At 50.7% G+C, this 15,723-nt stretch carries 12 protein-coding genes; 7 read left to right on the top strand and 5 right to left on the bottom strand.

What is annotated here, in order from left to right; all coding sequences use genetic code 11:
* The first annotated feature begins 172 nt into the window (after nucleotides 1–172).
* From JG725_RS13735 to JG725_RS13710, 6 genes are all read left to right on the top strand, one after another.
* The gene (locus tag JG725_RS13735; RefSeq protein WP_199378479.1) at nucleotides 173–1,309 is read left to right on the top strand and encodes an iron-containing alcohol dehydrogenase; all 1,137 of its coding nucleotides are present in this window, start codon (nucleotides 173–175) and stop codon (nucleotides 1,307–1,309) included.
* A 36-nt stretch (nucleotides 1,310–1,345) separates the two neighbouring features.
* On the top strand, nucleotides 1,346–2,233 hold the full coding sequence (locus JG725_RS13730; RefSeq protein WP_172290674.1) for a dihydrodipicolinate synthase family protein: 888 nt from the start codon (nucleotides 1,346–1,348) through the stop codon (nucleotides 2,231–2,233).
* Between the two features lie 298 nt (nucleotides 2,234–2,531).
* On the top strand, nucleotides 2,532–3,704 hold the full coding sequence (locus JG725_RS13725) for an exo-alpha-sialidase (protein WP_199378477.1): 1,173 nt from the start codon (nucleotides 2,532–2,534) through the stop codon (nucleotides 3,702–3,704).
* Nucleotides 3,705–3,960: 256 nt separating this feature from the next.
* Nucleotides 3,961–5,247 carry an SLC13 family permease gene (locus tag JG725_RS13720; RefSeq protein ID WP_199378495.1) on the top strand — a complete coding sequence of 429 codons (1,287 nt, stop codon included), beginning with the start codon at nucleotides 3,961–3,963 and terminating at the stop codon, nucleotides 5,245–5,247.
* Between the two features lie 295 nt (nucleotides 5,248–5,542).
* Nucleotides 5,543–6,268, top strand: coding sequence for a TerC family protein (locus JG725_RS13715; RefSeq protein ID WP_172290677.1), 726 nt, complete (start codon nucleotides 5,543–5,545; stop codon nucleotides 6,266–6,268).
* Nucleotides 6,268–6,744 (top strand): YhcH/YjgK/YiaL family protein, encoded by a 477-nt coding sequence (locus tag JG725_RS13710; RefSeq protein ID WP_172290678.1) that lies wholly within the window; start codon nucleotides 6,268–6,270, stop codon nucleotides 6,742–6,744. Before JG725_RS13715 ends, JG725_RS13710 begins: the two co-directional genes overlap by 1 nt.
* A gap of 143 nt (nucleotides 6,745–6,887) precedes the next feature.
* Here the strand turns inward: JG725_RS13710 and yacL are convergent, their stop codons facing one another.
* The 4 genes from yacL to acnB all read right to left on the bottom strand — a co-directional run bounded on the left by yacL (nucleotide 6,888) and on the right by acnB (nucleotide 12,693).
* Nucleotides 6,888–7,250: a protein YacL gene (gene yacL, locus JG725_RS13705; RefSeq protein ID WP_172290679.1), complete on the bottom strand. Its 363-nt coding sequence runs from the start codon at nucleotides 7,248–7,250 to the stop codon at nucleotides 6,888–6,890.
* A gap of 201 nt (nucleotides 7,251–7,451) precedes the next feature.
* Nucleotides 7,452–8,414, bottom strand: coding sequence for an Rpn family recombination-promoting nuclease/putative transposase (locus JG725_RS13700; RefSeq protein WP_370541747.1), 963 nt, complete (start codon nucleotides 8,412–8,414; stop codon nucleotides 7,452–7,454).
* Between the two features lie 218 nt (nucleotides 8,415–8,632).
* On the bottom strand, nucleotides 8,633–9,694 hold the full coding sequence (locus JG725_RS13695; RefSeq protein ID WP_199378475.1) for an alkene reductase: 1,062 nt from the start codon (nucleotides 9,692–9,694) through the stop codon (nucleotides 8,633–8,635).
* A 401-nt stretch (nucleotides 9,695–10,095) separates the two neighbouring features.
* Nucleotides 10,096–12,693 carry a bifunctional aconitate hydratase 2/2-methylisocitrate dehydratase gene (gene acnB / locus JG725_RS13690; protein WP_172290682.1) on the bottom strand — a complete coding sequence of 866 codons (2,598 nt, stop codon included), beginning with the start codon at nucleotides 12,691–12,693 and terminating at the stop codon, nucleotides 10,096–10,098.
* A 428-nt stretch (nucleotides 12,694–13,121) separates the two neighbouring features.
* On the opposite strand from acnB, the gene JG725_RS13685 reads away from it, so the two are divergent.
* Nucleotides 13,122–14,738, top strand: coding sequence for a methyl-accepting chemotaxis protein (locus JG725_RS13685; protein ID WP_172290683.1), 1,617 nt, complete (start codon nucleotides 13,122–13,124; stop codon nucleotides 14,736–14,738).
* Nucleotides 14,739–14,787: 49 nt separating this feature from the next.
* Here the strand turns inward: JG725_RS13685 and JG725_RS13680 are convergent, their stop codons facing one another.
* Nucleotides 14,788–15,645 carry an alpha/beta hydrolase-fold protein gene (locus JG725_RS13680; protein ID WP_199378473.1) on the bottom strand — a complete coding sequence of 286 codons (858 nt, stop codon included), beginning with the start codon at nucleotides 15,643–15,645 and terminating at the stop codon, nucleotides 14,788–14,790.
* Nucleotides 15,646–15,723 lie beyond the last annotated feature (78 nt).

The following is a 15,723-nucleotide window of genomic DNA, read 5'->3' as shown; positions in this document are numbered from 1 at the left end:
AAATCATATTTGATTATATGTGAGCAATCTCAAATTATTTGAAATGAATTTAACCTATAAATTGTCCCTACAATGTGGCAAATGGCTTTTTACATTGATTGACCTCAAGCCATTTGACTGAAACAAATCATCGGCATTGGCTGGATTCTGGAAGAAAAGGCAAGGTAATAGCATGAACATCAATAGCACCATCATCAGCGGCTATCGGGTACTACAGGACATTCGCCATCTTATGGCAGGCAAACAGCACGTATTGTTTGTCACCGATAAGAACATCGTCGGTCTGTCCGATGTACAGGCGCTGATCGAGCAAGTCAGGCAGACAGTCTCTCAGGTGGTCGTGGTGGACAATGTTCCCGCCGAGCCCAGCCAGCATGATGTGGCGGGAATATTGGCGCACTTGCCCCACACCTATACCGATATGGTGATTGGGATTGGCGGCGGCAGCGTGCTGGATGTCGCCAAGCTGCTTTCCGTACTGTGCGCCGGTGATGATGCCGTCACGCTCGACACGTTGCTGGCCGGTGAAAAGCCGACGCGGCGAACACCGTCGCTATTAATTCCGACCACTGCGGGCACCGGCTCGGAAGCCACGCCCAATGCGATTCTGGCTATTCCTGAAAAAGAGACCAAGGTCGGCATCATTACGCCGGTGATGCTGCCGGACTATGTGGCGCTGGTTCCCGAATTGACCACCAGCATGCCCGCTCACATCGCCGCCTCCACCGGTATTGATGCGTTATGCCATCTGATTGAGTGTTTCACCTCCACCGCGGCAAACCCGGTCAGTGATAACTACGCCTTAATCGGTCTGAAAAAACTGTTCGCCAATATTGAGACCTCGGTGAGTGAGCCGGGCAATCTGGAAGCCAGGCTGAATATGCTGTGGGCGTCTTACTACGGCGGCGCGGCCATTGCCCATTCCGGAACCCATCTGGTGCATGCCATGTCCTATCCGCTGGGCGGCAAATACCACATCCCGCATGGGGTGGCGAACGCCATTCTGCTCGCCCCCTGTATGCGGTTTGTACAGACGGCCGCGCAGGAGAAGTTCGCTCAAGCCTACGATCTGCTGCCGGATGCCGAGCTGACGCTCGGTCGCACGGAGAAAGCCCAGGCGCTGATAACGTATTTCACCGCGCTGGTGAAGCGGCTCAACCTGCCCGATACGCTGCAACAGCTTGGGGTTGAAAAAGCGCATCTGCCTTATCTGGTCGATGGCGCGTTACAGGTTCAGCGTCTGATGAAAAACGTGCCGGCCCCGGTGAGTGCCGATGACGTACGCAAAATTTATTTAACGCTGTTTTAAGTTTTCATCTTTTGATAACGAATCCACGAGGAAATGATGAGTAAAAACATTACCGGCGTACTGACAGCCATCGTGACGCCCTTTGACACCCAGGGTGAATTTAATCCAGTCGCTATGCGTCGACAGGTGCAGCGCCAGATGAAATATGGCAACGGTATTTTCTGCAACGGCACCAACGGCGAGTTTTTTGTTCTGCATACCGATGAAAAAATTGCCGTAACGGAAGTCTGCGTCGATGAAGCCGCAGGCAAGGTGCCGGTGGTCGGTCACATCGGCGAAATCTCCACTCGCGAAACCATCAAACTCGGTAAACGTATCGCTGCTTTGGGGGTCGATGCGGTCTCCGTGATCACCCCCTATTTTGTGCCGCTGAAACAGAAAGAGCTTATCGCACACTATTGGGCCATCGCCGATGCGCTGACCGTACCGGTATTTCTGTATAACATTCCGGCGCGCACGGGCAACACGCTGGAGCCAGAAACCGTACGTATTTTGGCCGAACATCCCAACATCATCGGTATTAAAGACAGCGCAGGCAGTTATGAAAGCCTGAGCGGCTATTTACAAGCGGTGAAAGGCTTGCCGAACTTTGATGTTCTGAACGGACCAGATTCGCTCATCCATCAGGGATTTGTTGACGGCTGTTCAGCCTGTATCTCCGGGCTGGCCAACGTCGCGCCCGAGGCCGTCAGCCAGATCTGGCATCGCTTCCATGCCGGCGATATCGAGGGGTCGCGGCTTGCTCAGGAACAGGTCAGCGAATTGCGTAATACCTTATATGCCATTGCTTTCTCACCAGCCGCAGTGAAAAAAACCATGACCCTGATGGGAGAAGACGTTGGCGTAAGCCGATATCCTGTTGAATTTGACGATAACATGAACGCTTCCATTAAAAATATTATTCAACATCATCGTTTATGCTAATTCATTTTTCGTCAGATAATCGTCAAGCAATAGAAGGGATATACAATGAATATTTCCTCTGTGATTAAAAACGGTTCTCCGTACAGTGCATTATTAACAACCCGGGTGACGGCTGCCACGGTGAAAATTATTCCCCAGGAGCCAGGAGGTAGCAGGTATCCCTATAATTCAGCATTTGGAAAAACAATCACTGATTAAACCAATAAAGAAATATCGTCTAATGTAAATTTACCAAAGCTGTTACACGATAAAAAATAAAGAAAAACTTATCTTTCAAAAATGATACGGGGGAATAAAAATGGCTACAAAATTACCGAGTGTAAGACAATCAGAACCAAATGGCGTCGTGTATCGTGATGAATTTTTAAATGTGGATTTTGCTTTAATTCCAACAGGTGGAAATAACACTGCCCATGCGCCGGCATTAATCGAAACGCAAGACGGCGGTCTATTATGTGCTTGGTTTGCCGGAAGTTTTGAAGGAAGCGGCGATATTTCCATTGCGGTATCTAAATTAGTCCCGGAAACGCAACTCTGGTCAGTTCCGGAAATAGTATCTAAAGGCGTTGATCGCAGTGAACAAAACCCTGCATTTTTTAGAGCGCCTGATGGTCAAATTTGGCTAATTTATACTTCGCAATTAAGCCGGCAAGAAGGCAAGGACAACATGCAGTTTACTTCGATCATTATGGTTCAAAAATCCAATGACGAAGGTAAAACCTGGGAAGAACCTGAAGTATTGTTTGCCCGTGAAGGGACTTTCTCAAGACAAGCGATTCAAATTTTAAGCAATGGACGCTGGATTTTCAGTACTTGGTTATGTGAGGACTCACCGGAGGGCTTGAAAAATGATCCAACCGAATTTCAACTCTCTGATGATAAAGGAAAAACGTGGAAATCTGTACGTATGCCAGAAAGTAGTGGCCGCGTTCATGCGAATGTTATTGAAGTACAAACCGGTCATTTAGTTGCTTTCATGCGCAGCCGTTTTGCCGATCGTGTGTATACAAGCGAATCTCATGACTTTGGGGATACGTGGAGTGTTCCAGAAGCCAATGTGTTACCAAATAACAACGCTAGTATTAGTGCTATCAAATTGCAATCTGGAGAAATCGCTTTAGCTTATAATGTTAATTCAGCCAATAATGCTGAATTTGGGAAAGTAGCTTGGCCAGGTCTGCGTAATCCTGTCGCTGTTTCTGTAACAGAAGATGTTGGCAAAACATGGCCAATCGGTAGAGTTTTTGAACCCGCAGAAGGCTATATTGGAATCGAAAACAAAACAAATAATTCACAATATGAATATCCGACGATTTATCAAGACAGCAATGGCGTGTTGCACTTGGTGTATGCCTACAAGAATAGACTTTGTGTTAAATACCTCCGCTTTACCGTAGAAGATTTATTTGGTGAAAAACGCGAAACAGAAGGCCTGTACAATCCAACGTCAGGTGAAGGAATAGATAAATAATCAGCGAATTGGATTTTCGCTAAACGGGGTAACAGGTTTTATAACGAGAAATAAATGTTGATTTAATTCAGCATCACGTCAGGCATTTTATAACGCGGTGCTAATGTGAGCAAAATTCAGTATGGATAGGTCAGATGGGAATGGTCAAACCATACAGAATATCTAATGTAATCGTATTCAAAGGTATTTTTTGAATACCAGACAGAATCAACATAAACCTGTTAATTATGTTATGAAAGAAAGCGGAGAAACAACAATGACAATGGAAATGATTCACGCTCTTGTTATTTTGATTCTAATGATTGTAATGATTATGTGCGACAAGTTTGCATTTGGCGCACCGCCCATTATGGCTTGCCTTTTACTTGTAGTCACTGGTTTATCTACTGTTCAGGAAGCATTCGCCGGATTTATCAATTCAAGTGTGATTATGGTTGCAGGCTTCATGGTGGTGATGGCGGGGCTAATGAAGACGAGTTTAATTGGCAGGGTTCAGTCGGCTATGGTTACTTTAGTAAACAGGGGCGGATATAAAAGCTATGCCCTTTTACTAATCGTAGTCATGCTTGGCGCCAGTTTAACCGGTTCTGGTTCCACGGGTTATTATGTCCTTATTTTATCTTTAGTATCGACGATTCCTTATAATAAAAAAATGCCGACCTCTAAGCTGATGATGCCTTTAGGTTTTGCAACTAACCATCCGCTGGTTCCTTTTAATGTCGCACTTTTCTACGGAGTGACCGTCAGTGTTCTGGAAACAGCCGGTCACCATGTTTCACTATCGATGCCAAGATTCGCTATAGTAAATTTTATTTTGGCGCTGGGTTTCTTAATATGGGCTTTAGTTGCTTACCGTCTTTTACCGGATCATGCAATTAATGAAAATTCCGGAGACGATGAAATAGTAGAAAAAACCGCAACGTCGACCCTGCCTAGATGGAAAGAAAATTGTACGATCGCATTATTTGCTATTAGCGTAATAGGAATGATGCTTATGAGCACCATTGGCGAGCCGGCTTATGTCATCCCGGGCATCGCCGGAGCAATCATGATGATCATCAATGTGATTGATTTCAAAGAAGTTCGCGATAATATGGGAGCCCCTGTAATTCTGATGATGGCTGGTGTCATTGGTGTAGCAGATGCGTTGGCTAATTCTGGCTTCACAGTGATGATCGGTGATGTTGTGGCTGATGCATTAGGGGCCAATATTCATCCATTTATCCTTATTTTCATTTTCGCACTTTTAACCAGTACCTGTGCTACCTTCACGGGGTCAAATATGGGTTCTGTTTACATTTTTGCACCCATTGTCATCATGACTTTCTTAAGCCTGGGACTTAATCCTGTTGCTGCTGCAACCGCAGTAGTTATCTCTGGATGGAACGGTGGCTACATGCCGGTTGATGGTATGCCTGCCATGATCTTAGGGATGGGTAAATATAAGCTTCCAGAGTTCTGGAAATTCACTGTACCGATGTACTTGATTCGTATTTTCGCCCTGTGTGTCGGAGCGGTGATTATGTTCCCGTTACATTCATGATGGGATCGGGAAAAAAGACTATCAAAGCACGACCGGCATTTTTTAACTGTTCAGAATGTTAAACCTGAAGAAGCGGATCATTGACGGTCAAAAACGTTTAAAGTTTATATGAGAAGTTTGTTCTGGGTATTATCTCATTGAATGGCCTATGGTCAACTTTCGAAATTTTCAGGAACTTCGCCTCTCAGGCATTGAATGTTAATTAACAGCTCTTAAATGGGGTAAATAAATTACCCCATTTTTATAAACCATCAACTGTTTCACACTGACGAAAAAGAAATAAAGAGGAAAAAAGATGTTTATGTGGATGGCAGATCCCAATGCCTGGCTGACACTGAGTACATTAACGATCCTCGAGATTGTACTGGGTATTGATAACATTATATTTTTATCATTGGTGGTGGCGAAACTCCCTAAAGAGAAACAGAATATCGCCAGAATAACCGGATTAACGGCGGCCATGCTGATGAGGCTCTCATTACTGGCCTCGATTTCCTGGCTAATGCACCTGAACCACCCTTTATTAACGATTTTCAATCATAGTATTTCCGTCAGAGATCTGATTCTCTTTTCCGGTGGGCTTTTTCTTATTATTAAGTCAATGAAGGAAATAAAAGCATCGCTAATAACAGAAGAACATCAAGTCCATAGTCGTGTGACTTCTTTTTTCGGCGCAATCATTCAAATTATGTTACTCGATATTATTTTCAGTCTTGATTCCGTTATCACTGCCGTGGGACTCTCAGAGCATCTGGCGATTATGATGTTGGCCGTCATTATTGCAGTTCTGGTTATGATGCTGGCCGCAAAGCCGATAGGAAACTTCGTTGAAAATCATCCGTCAGTGAAAATGCTGGCATTGGCTTTTTTAATTTTAGTCGGGTTCACCCTGGTTCTCGATGGTATTCATATCCATGTCCCTAAAGGATATATCTATTTCGCCATGTTTTTCTCTATTTCCGTCGAGACATTAAATCTAATAAGAAATAAGAGTGAATATCAACTTTCAAGGAGAATATAATGATCGCAGGTAATCTCAGCCATCTGAAACTGGCCACTTTGCCCATACCATTATGGAATATTCTGTCTGCGCCAGGCATGACGCTGACGGAACTGAACGCATTGCCGGAAGGCCGCTATCAACCTGAAGGCGCTGACTGGTTCTACAGCATCGGCACCGTGAGTACCGCGCCGCAGACGGAGCGGCACACCGAATTTCATAGTAACTATCTCGATATCCAGTTGATTTTGGCAGGAGAGGAAATCATCGGCTATGGCCTGAACGACGTACACGGCCAGGCGGCGACGGAGCGCAAACCGGATTTGTACATTCTTGATAACCCAACCGTTCCCCACAAAATACATCTCCGTGCGGGTGATTTTGCGATCTTTTACCCCGGGGAAGCACATCAGGCCTTGTGCGCCGTTAATGACCGCCCCGCTCCGGTAAAGAAAGCGGTGTTTAAAATCCCGGTAGCCCGGTTAAATACGCACTAAGAAGATAATCGCATTCCAGTAACAATACCAAAGCATGCGCTGATTACCGGAAGCCGTTCGGGCATTGGCGCGGCGTTCACTCAGACATGACTAACATCATGCTGTGTTAATCAATGGGGAGCAGGTCACAACCAAAACCCGGCTCAGCGTTGCTGTACAAATTCCCGGTATTTCGCCGCCAGATCGAGAAAATCTTCCAGGCCGCAGAGGGACAAACTTTCTTCGTCGTAATAGCTCATTCCTTCTTCCATCTCATCGACCATAAATTCAAGCTGGTTCGCCTGGATCATCACTTCCTCGCCGTCCAGCAACAGCGTGTATTCATGTCCGACTTTTCGCCACTGGCGCTCACTGCCGATCACCGAACGGGCCGCCTCCACGACCTCATCCAACACCGCCAGTTGGCCTTTTACTTCTTCATTTAACCAGTGGCCCACTGCTTCATGTCCCATCGACATCCGTACAATTACCTGACCGGTAACGTCGCGCAAGAATTCATAGTCCATGATGCCATCCTCTGTGATAGTGCTTAACGCTCAGTTTAACTGCCCTCCTGCAATACCACAGTGATAGTTCGCATAATTGGAAGCAAAAAAGATCTGCCGGTCTGATAGAGGTCACGTAATCTTACTGCCGGATGAAACGCGGGGATAAGGTTTTCGCTTCGCCACGCTCACCCCGTGCTTTCGAGGGGCGGCACGGGGAGGTTAATTTTCAGTATCTTGCGCTATTAAAAGCGATAATTGCGCCATCTCTTGATCGGAAAGCTGAGTCACCTGCTGCACCATGGTTTTATCCAGCCCATTGAGCAACAACTGGCGAGCTATCTGTCGCGCGCTGGTTTTCATACCCTGTTCCATTCCTTGTTCTAAACCTTGTATTACCCCGGCCTGCATGCCCTCTTCAAATCCCATTTGTTTCAGTTGCTGAGCAATGGTCATAATCTCCTCCCGATCCACTGACAGCGGCGCTGCCACTGCCTCGATAAAGTCGGCTGGTTTGGATGTATTGCCGGTCTGGGCAATATAGTGCAGCAATGCCCGTTTCTGCATTAGCGGCACCTGCCAGCGCTCAAATAATACCCCGATATCTTGCGCCAGTTCCAGCATATCCCGTGTGCGGATATGTTTTTGCACCAGTGACAGCAGCGCCGCTCGCCGATGCGTTTTGATTTCCTCATCTGGAATAACAGTGAGATCTATCAATGGAAAAGCATTACTGTATATTTGCGCCGCCAAATCCGGATCATCAAAGCCGTCCAGCCAGCGCATACTGTATGGATACGGACAGCGTTCCCCCTGATAGAACAATAACGGCACGACCAGCGGCAGTTGCTTATTCCCCTGCTCAAGATGTTGCTGCATCGCCGCCAGGCAGTAGCGCATCAGTCGGAATGCCATCATTTTGTCCGGCTTGCTCTGGTGCTCAATTAAACAGTAGATATAGCCCGTTCCGCTGAGGGTATGCAGCGAATAGAGCATATCGGAAATCCGGGCGCGCAGCGCTTCATCGACAAATGAAGCGGATTGAAGTTGCAGTGTGCTGAAATCGCAGCGTTCACGAATATCCGACGGCAGGTGGATAGTGAGAAAATCCCGAGCCACATCGATATCGCTGAGGAATATTTTGAATACATTATCGTGTGATTGCATGTCATCCCTGACGGTCATGTTCCTTTGACCTAAGGGTAATCAGTCGTGATAGCGCGTAAACATAATTTCACGCGGTCTGCAAACAGGCTCGAAAGAAAAAAACCTAAGAACGGCGGAAAAACATTTTCCTGTGCGCGATGCCGCACGGTAGGCATCGGCGTGATGGGTCTCCCATATTGAACGGCCCCATAGCCATAGTCTGAGGCCGTCCCCTTACCGGGAAACAGGAAGGTTATTTATTTGTCAGCCAGCGCCGGGTAGTCGGTATACCCTGTACCGTCAGAGCTGTAGATGGTATCGCTATTCAGCGCATTTAACGGCGCCTGGCGGCGGAAGCGCTCCACCAGATCCGGATTGGCGATATACAGTCGGCCGAAAGATACCGCATCGGCTTCCCCCTCGGCAATCAGCTGCTCGGCGGATGCCTGCGTCAGGCCGTCATTGGCAATGATCGCACCGGTGAAACGTTGGCGGATCAGCGGCAGAATGCGATTCGGCGTCGTCAGCGCCTCACGGACGAAAATAAACGCCAGATGACGCTTATCCAATTGTTCGGCTACGTAACTGAACAACGCCTGCGGATCGGAGTCCTGCATCGAGTGGGTATCAGACATGGTATTCAGGTGAACGCCCACCCGATCCGCCGGCCACACGTCCAGAATGGCATCCACCGTTTCCAGCAGGAAACGCGTCCGGTTGGCGATGGAGCCGCCATATTGGTCGGTACGTTTATTGGATCCGTCATGCAGGAACTGATCGAACAGATAACCGTTGGCGGCATGGATTTCCACCCCGTCAAAACCGGCGCGCTTTGCGTTTTCCGCCGCCTGGCGGAAATCCGCCACCAGCCCGGCCACTTCCTCCGTTGTCAGCGCCCGCGGCACGACATAAGGTTTATACGGACGGATGGTGGCGACATGGCCTTCCGGCGCAATCGCGCTGGGCGCCACCGGCAGTTCGCCATCCAGATAAACCGGGTCGGAAATACGCCCGACGTGCCATAGCTGGATCACTACTTTTCCCCCAGCTTGATGCACCGCGTCATTAATCTTTTTCCAGCTTGCAATCTGCTCTTCCGACCAGATGCCCGGGGTATTGGGGTAACCCACCGCTTTCGGCGTGACGGCGGTGGCTTCGGTCAAAATCAAACCGGCGCCGGCCCGCTGGACGTAGTATTCCAGCGACAAGGCGCTGGGAATGCGTTGTTCAAAAGCATGCATACGGGTAAGCGGAGCCATCACAATACGATTGGATAATGGGATCGCGCCAATCTTGATAGGATCAAACAAACTAGGCATAGCATTTTCCTTAAGACTTAACACCCTATGAATTACAGGAAGCCTATCGATAATTTTTATCGATAACCCAATGATATCATGCGCGAATCAACGCAGAGTTATAGCGCATTATGTGTGATTGCGTCATACGATTAGATACTAAGTCGGTAGCAGAAAGTTATATGCCGATGCGCCGGCACAGCGGCAACCTGCAAGAAGAAAAAATGAAGAAGGAGGCCAATACCTCTGTATCGGATTTGTGAATGGTTCCGTTATTGAATTACCCATAAAAAATGCACAAAATCCGCCCAGAGGTTCAGTGAAAATGTCATACGGCACTCACCCTGAATATCATCATGGCGTATTGATAATAAAGGGGGCGTCAGATCTGACGCCCTCTTTCCGGCAAAAAACAAACTATTTTAAACCGTGGTCTGGAAGATCACGCCGTCTGCTTTGTCTGTATATTGATCCAGACGATCAAAGTTCAGATAGCGGTAGGTATCCAGCGCGGTTTTATCCACCTGCTCCATATAGGCCTGATATTCATTCGGCGTCGGCAGACGACCCAGCAGCGAAGCCACCGCCGCCAGTTCAGCGGAAGCCAGATAAACGTTGGCGCCGGTCCCCAAACGGTTCGGGAAGTTACGGGTAGAGGTTGATACCACCGTCGCGCCGTCGGCCACCCGCGCCTGGTTGCCCATGCACAGTGAACAGCCGGGGATCTCAATGCGCGCACCGCTCTTGCCGAACACGCTGTAGTAACCTTCTTCGGTCAGCTGGGCCGCGTCCATTTTGGTCGGCGGCGCCACCCACAGGCGGGTCGGCAGTTGCCCTTTGTGGCTATCCAGCAGTTTACCCGCCGCGCGGAAGTGACCGATATTGGTCATACAGGAACCGATAAACACTTCATCGATCTTCTCGCCCTGCACATCGGACAACCAGCGCGCATCATCCGGATCGTTCGGCGCGCACAGGATCGGCTCTTTGATTTCAGCCAGATCGATATCGATCACCGCGGCGTATTCCGCATCGGCATCGGCTTCAAGCAGTTGCGGATCGGCCAGCCATTTTTCCATACCCTGAATACGGCGTTCCAGCGTACGGCGATCGCCGTAACCTTCCGAGATCATCCACTTCAGCAGCACGATGTTGGAATTCAGGTATTCGATAATCGGCGCTTTATCCAGCTTGATGGTGCAACCCGCGGCCGAACGTTCCGCCGAGGCGTCGGTCAGTTCAAAAGCCTGCTCCACTTTCAGATCCGGCAGACCCTCGATTTCCAGAATACGACCGGAGAAAATGTTCTTTTTGCCTTTCTTCTCAACGGTCAGCAGGCCTTGTTTAATGGCGTACAGCGGAATGGCGTGAACCAGATCGCGCAGCGTGATGCCCGGCTGCATTTTTCCTTTGAAACGAACCAGCACCGATTCCGGCATATCCAGCGGCATGACGCCCGTGGCGGCGGCAAACGCCACCAGCCCGGACCCCGCCGGGAACGAGATGCCGATCGGGAACCGGGTATGGGAGTCCCCTCCGGTGCCCACGGTATCCGGCAGCAGCATACGGTTCAGCCAGGAGTGAATAACCCCATCGCCCGGACGCAGGGAAACTCCGCCGCGGTTCATGATGAAATCAGGCAGCGTATGGTGAGTCGTGACGTCAACCGGCTTCGGATAGGCCGCGGTATGGCAGAACGATTGCATCACCAGATCGGCGGAGAAGCCCAGACAGGCCAAATCTTTCAGCTCATCGCGAGTCATCGGCCCGGTGGTGTCCTGAGAGCCGACAGAGGTCATCTTCGGCTCGCAGTATTCGTTCGGACGAATACCGGCGACGCCGCAGGCGCGGCCGACCATTTTCTGCGCCAGTGAGAAACCTTTGGCGCTGGCCTCCACGGCTTTGGAAATACGGAACACTTCGCTGTGCGGCAGCCCCAGCGACTCGCGGGCCTTGGCGGTCAGTCCGCGGCCGATGATCAGCGGAATACGGCCTCCGGCGCGAACCTCATCCAGCAGCACATCGGTTTTCAGCGCAAAGGTCGCCAGCAATTCGTTGGTATCATGACGGCGAACCTCCCCTTGGTAGGGATAGATATCAATCACATCGCCCATGTTCAGGTCGTTGACATCCACCTCGATCGGCAGCGCGCCGGCATCTTCCATAGTGTTGAAGAAGATTGGCGCAATCTTGCCGCCCAGCACCACACCGCCGCCGCGCTTGTTCGGCACATGGGGGATATCATCCCCCATAAACCATAACACGGAGTTGGTGGCGGACTTACGGGAGGAACCGGTTCCGACCACATCGCCGACATAGGCCAGCGGGAAACCTTTCTTGTTCAGTTGTTCAATCTGTTTGATTGGCCCAACCACGCCGGGCTGATCGGGCTCAATACCTTCACGGGCGTTTTTCAGCATCGCCAGCGCATGCAAGGGGATATCAGGACGCGACCAGGCATCAGGCGCGGGAGACAGGTCATCGGTGTTGGTTTCACCAGTGACTTTAAATACGGTGACGGTAATCTTTTCCGCCAGTTTAGGACGAGACAGGAACCACTCGGCGTCAGCCCAGGATTGAATGACCTGTTTGGCGTAGGTATTGCCTGCCTTCGCCTTTTCTTCCACGTCGTAAAAGTTATCAAACATCAGCAGCGTGTGCGACAACGCTTTTACGGCAATCGGCGCCAGCAAATCACTGTCCAGCGCGTCAATCAGCGGATGAATATTATAACCGCCCTGCATGGTGCCCAGCAGTTCGACCGCTTTTTCGGGGCTGACCAGCGGGGAAGAAGCCTCGCCTTTCGCGATGGCGGCCAGAAAACCGGCCTTAACGTAGGCGGCTTCATCAACACCCGGCGGGACACGGTTAATCAGCAGATCCAGTAAAACGGCCTCTTCGCCAGCCGGCGGATTTTTTAATGACTCAACCAGCGCCGCCATCTGCGTGGCGTCCAACGGCTTAGGAACAATCCCCTGTGCAGCCCGCTCGGCCACGTGCTTACGATATTCTTCTAGCACGACTTTCTCCTCGCTCTCATTGTCTTCGTTATGCCCGGCGCTCTTGTTCCTGATTATAATGTCCATGCCGGCATGTCAGCATGTGGGGGTAAGGTAAGAGAGTGCCCGGTCCAGCCTCGTCAGCATATCAGGATTTGAATCGATTGTTAATTCGTTCACATAATAGCAACATTAAAACGCAGTTAACCCACAGCTAACGTTTCTATCCAATAGCGGCCAACGCCGGAAGATTAACATGTTAGCGGCAAAATCGACCACAGATTATGATCCCGGCGCGGTTAAGGATAGCGCCGCACCCCCCGTCTCCGTCTGACGCCTCCCCGCGGCTATCTTTATGAGATCCATAATAAATCAATATGCAAGCAACCCTCAGGATTGCCGATAGGCTATTAATAGTTAGGATGATCTTGATGCCATCTGGAGTCGCTATGTCTTTTTTGCGGAATATTACAATCAGGAAAGTGTTGTTGACGATTCTAAGTCTTTTCCTGCTGTTATGGGGTGGAGTTTCGTGGTTTACGCTGTCCTCGCTCAATCAGGCGACCAACGTCCTTACGCTCGGTAATACACAAATAGAGGGATTGAATACCCTAACGGATGGCAACAACCAGGCGCTGCGTGCGGCGATCCGGCTCAATCAGGCGATGACGTTGATGCAAAGCGGGAAACTGGACGATATCGATACGACCATCTCGTCCGCCGTCGATGCGCTGCAAAGCAGCCGGGATAATCTGGAAAAATTCAAAAATCAGCCGCATCCGCAGATCGATCGACCCACTGTCGATAATGTGATTACTACCTGGAGTCAGCTTATTGATCGCGGATTACAACCGATGCTGACCGCCTTGCAAGAGAAAAGATTCGCCGAGTATCGCCGCCTGTTCCGCGATGAATTCCAAACGTTGAATGAGACATCCATAACAGCATTAAATCATTACCAAACGCTATCGGCGGATAACCCTACGCTGCAACAAATATATACGCTGGTTGACTGGTGCAAAAGGATCCTGATTGCCGCCATGGCGGCGGGCGCGATCATTTTACTGCTGACCGACCGCTATCTGGCGGGCTATGTGGTAAAACCGCTAACCATCATCAAAGCGCACTTTCGAACCCTGGCGGCGGGAAAGCTCGATCATTCACTGGATGAGTTCGGCCGTAACGACGCCGGTCAGTTGATCCCTTATCTTAAGGAAATGCAGGAAAGCCTGAAAGCAACGGTGATAGCCATTCGCAGCAGTGCGGATTCTATCTATCAGGGAACGGCGGAGATCAGCGCCGGCAACAACGATCTCTCTTCACGTACCGAACAGCAGGCGGCGGCGCTGCAACAGACAGCCGCCAGCATGGAGCAGTTGGGCACCACGGTAAAACATAACACCGATAATGTTCATCAGGCCACCAGGCTGTCGGAAAAAGCGGCGACGGTCGCCAGGCAGGGTTGGGAGATGGGGCGCGAGGTCGGTGCGATCATGGACAGCATTGCGGCCAGTTCGCGTAAAATCAACGAGATCACCGGAATGATCAACAGTATCGCCTTCCAGACCAATATCCTGGCCCTGAACGCCGCGGTCGAAGCCGCGCGCGCCGGCGAGCAGGGACGCGGCTTTGCCGTCGTGGCGGGCGAAGTTCGTAATCTGGCGCAGAAAAGCGCCCAGGCGGCCAAAGAAATTGAAGTGCTGATTGCAGAATCGGTCGATCACGTTGATGCAGGCTCCAGACAGGTGGTTCGCACCAGCGAAGTCATGGATGGCGTTATTGCCTCCATCGGTCAGGTTAACGATCTGATGGAGGAAATCGCCTCAGCCTCCGATGAGCAAAGCCAGGGGATCAGTCAGGTGAGTCAGGCCGTGACGGAAATGGACAGCGTCACCCAACAGAATGCGGCGCTGGTGGAACAGTCGGCGGCGGCGGCAACCTCGCTGGAAGAGCAGGCTCGCCAACTCACCCAGGCCGTCGCCATTTTTCAACTGGCCCAGGATCAGGACATCGCCGCAACGTTTTCCGCCGAACCGCCGGTGCCGCAACTGGCGGCGGCATTCTGAGCTGCGAATAACAACCGGAACCTATTTTAAAACGCCAGACCGGGTGGTCTTATCGCCCGGCTCCGGCAGGAACCTGCCGGAAATGGCTACGCAACGCCTGCTGTAAGGCGAACAGCGGCACCGACTGATGCGACTGTTGCGGATAGATATCCAGCGTAACCTGCAAATTCGGCGCCCGGTTTTGCAACAGCCACGCCAGTTCCCGAACGCCGTCGACCATCCGCCGCTGATTACGATGTTGCCGCAGCGTCAGACGCTGTTCGTCGGGCAAATCCAATTCCCACGGCTCCAGAGACTGTTCATATTCCCCCACCGACAGGGCCAAACCGGCTGTTTGCGGCTGGGCGCGCGCAAGAAACCGTTCGGCCTGCCGGATAAGATACCCCCCATTCCACCAGACTGACGGACTGGCGGCATAAAAATGCTGAAAAGCATCGGCGGAGGAAAACAGCGTATCGACGGTAAATAAACCGCCGTAGGAATGACCAAATAATGCCGCGCGCTGACTATCGACCGGATACAACCGCGCGACAAATGGCTTGAGTTCATGCTGAATAAAGCGCCGAAATCCGGCGGCATTCCCCGCCATGCCGGACGGATAATACCCGCCCTGTGGGTTGGCTTCCGGCACAATGCGCTCAACCGCGGGACGATAGTCCCGTTCACGCCGGGTAGGGCCGTCGTAATCCAGCGCCACAATAACCCCCGGCGCCATACCGCAGCGCGGATGGGCCAACGCCTCCATCAATGACACCGCGACCGGGAAATAGCGGGCGCCATCCAAAAGATAGATAATCGGCCAGCCCTGCGGCGGCGGCGCGATGGCGGGGCAAAAGGACATAATGCGGTAACGCCCGCAGGTTGCCGAATCAAACCTTTCATCACGAGTATTACGTAACTGATACACCCATCCTCCCTTACTCAGAACCTGCTCCCAAAGCGATCCGTCATGCCAAATAAAAAATCCGGTGAAGGAAACCCGCAC

This window comes from Brenneria sp. L3-3C-1, assembly GCF_016456245.1.
Classification (GTDB): Bacteria; Pseudomonadota; Gammaproteobacteria; order Enterobacterales; family Enterobacteriaceae; genus Brenneria.
This window is presented reverse-complemented; position numbering and strand designations above follow the sequence as displayed.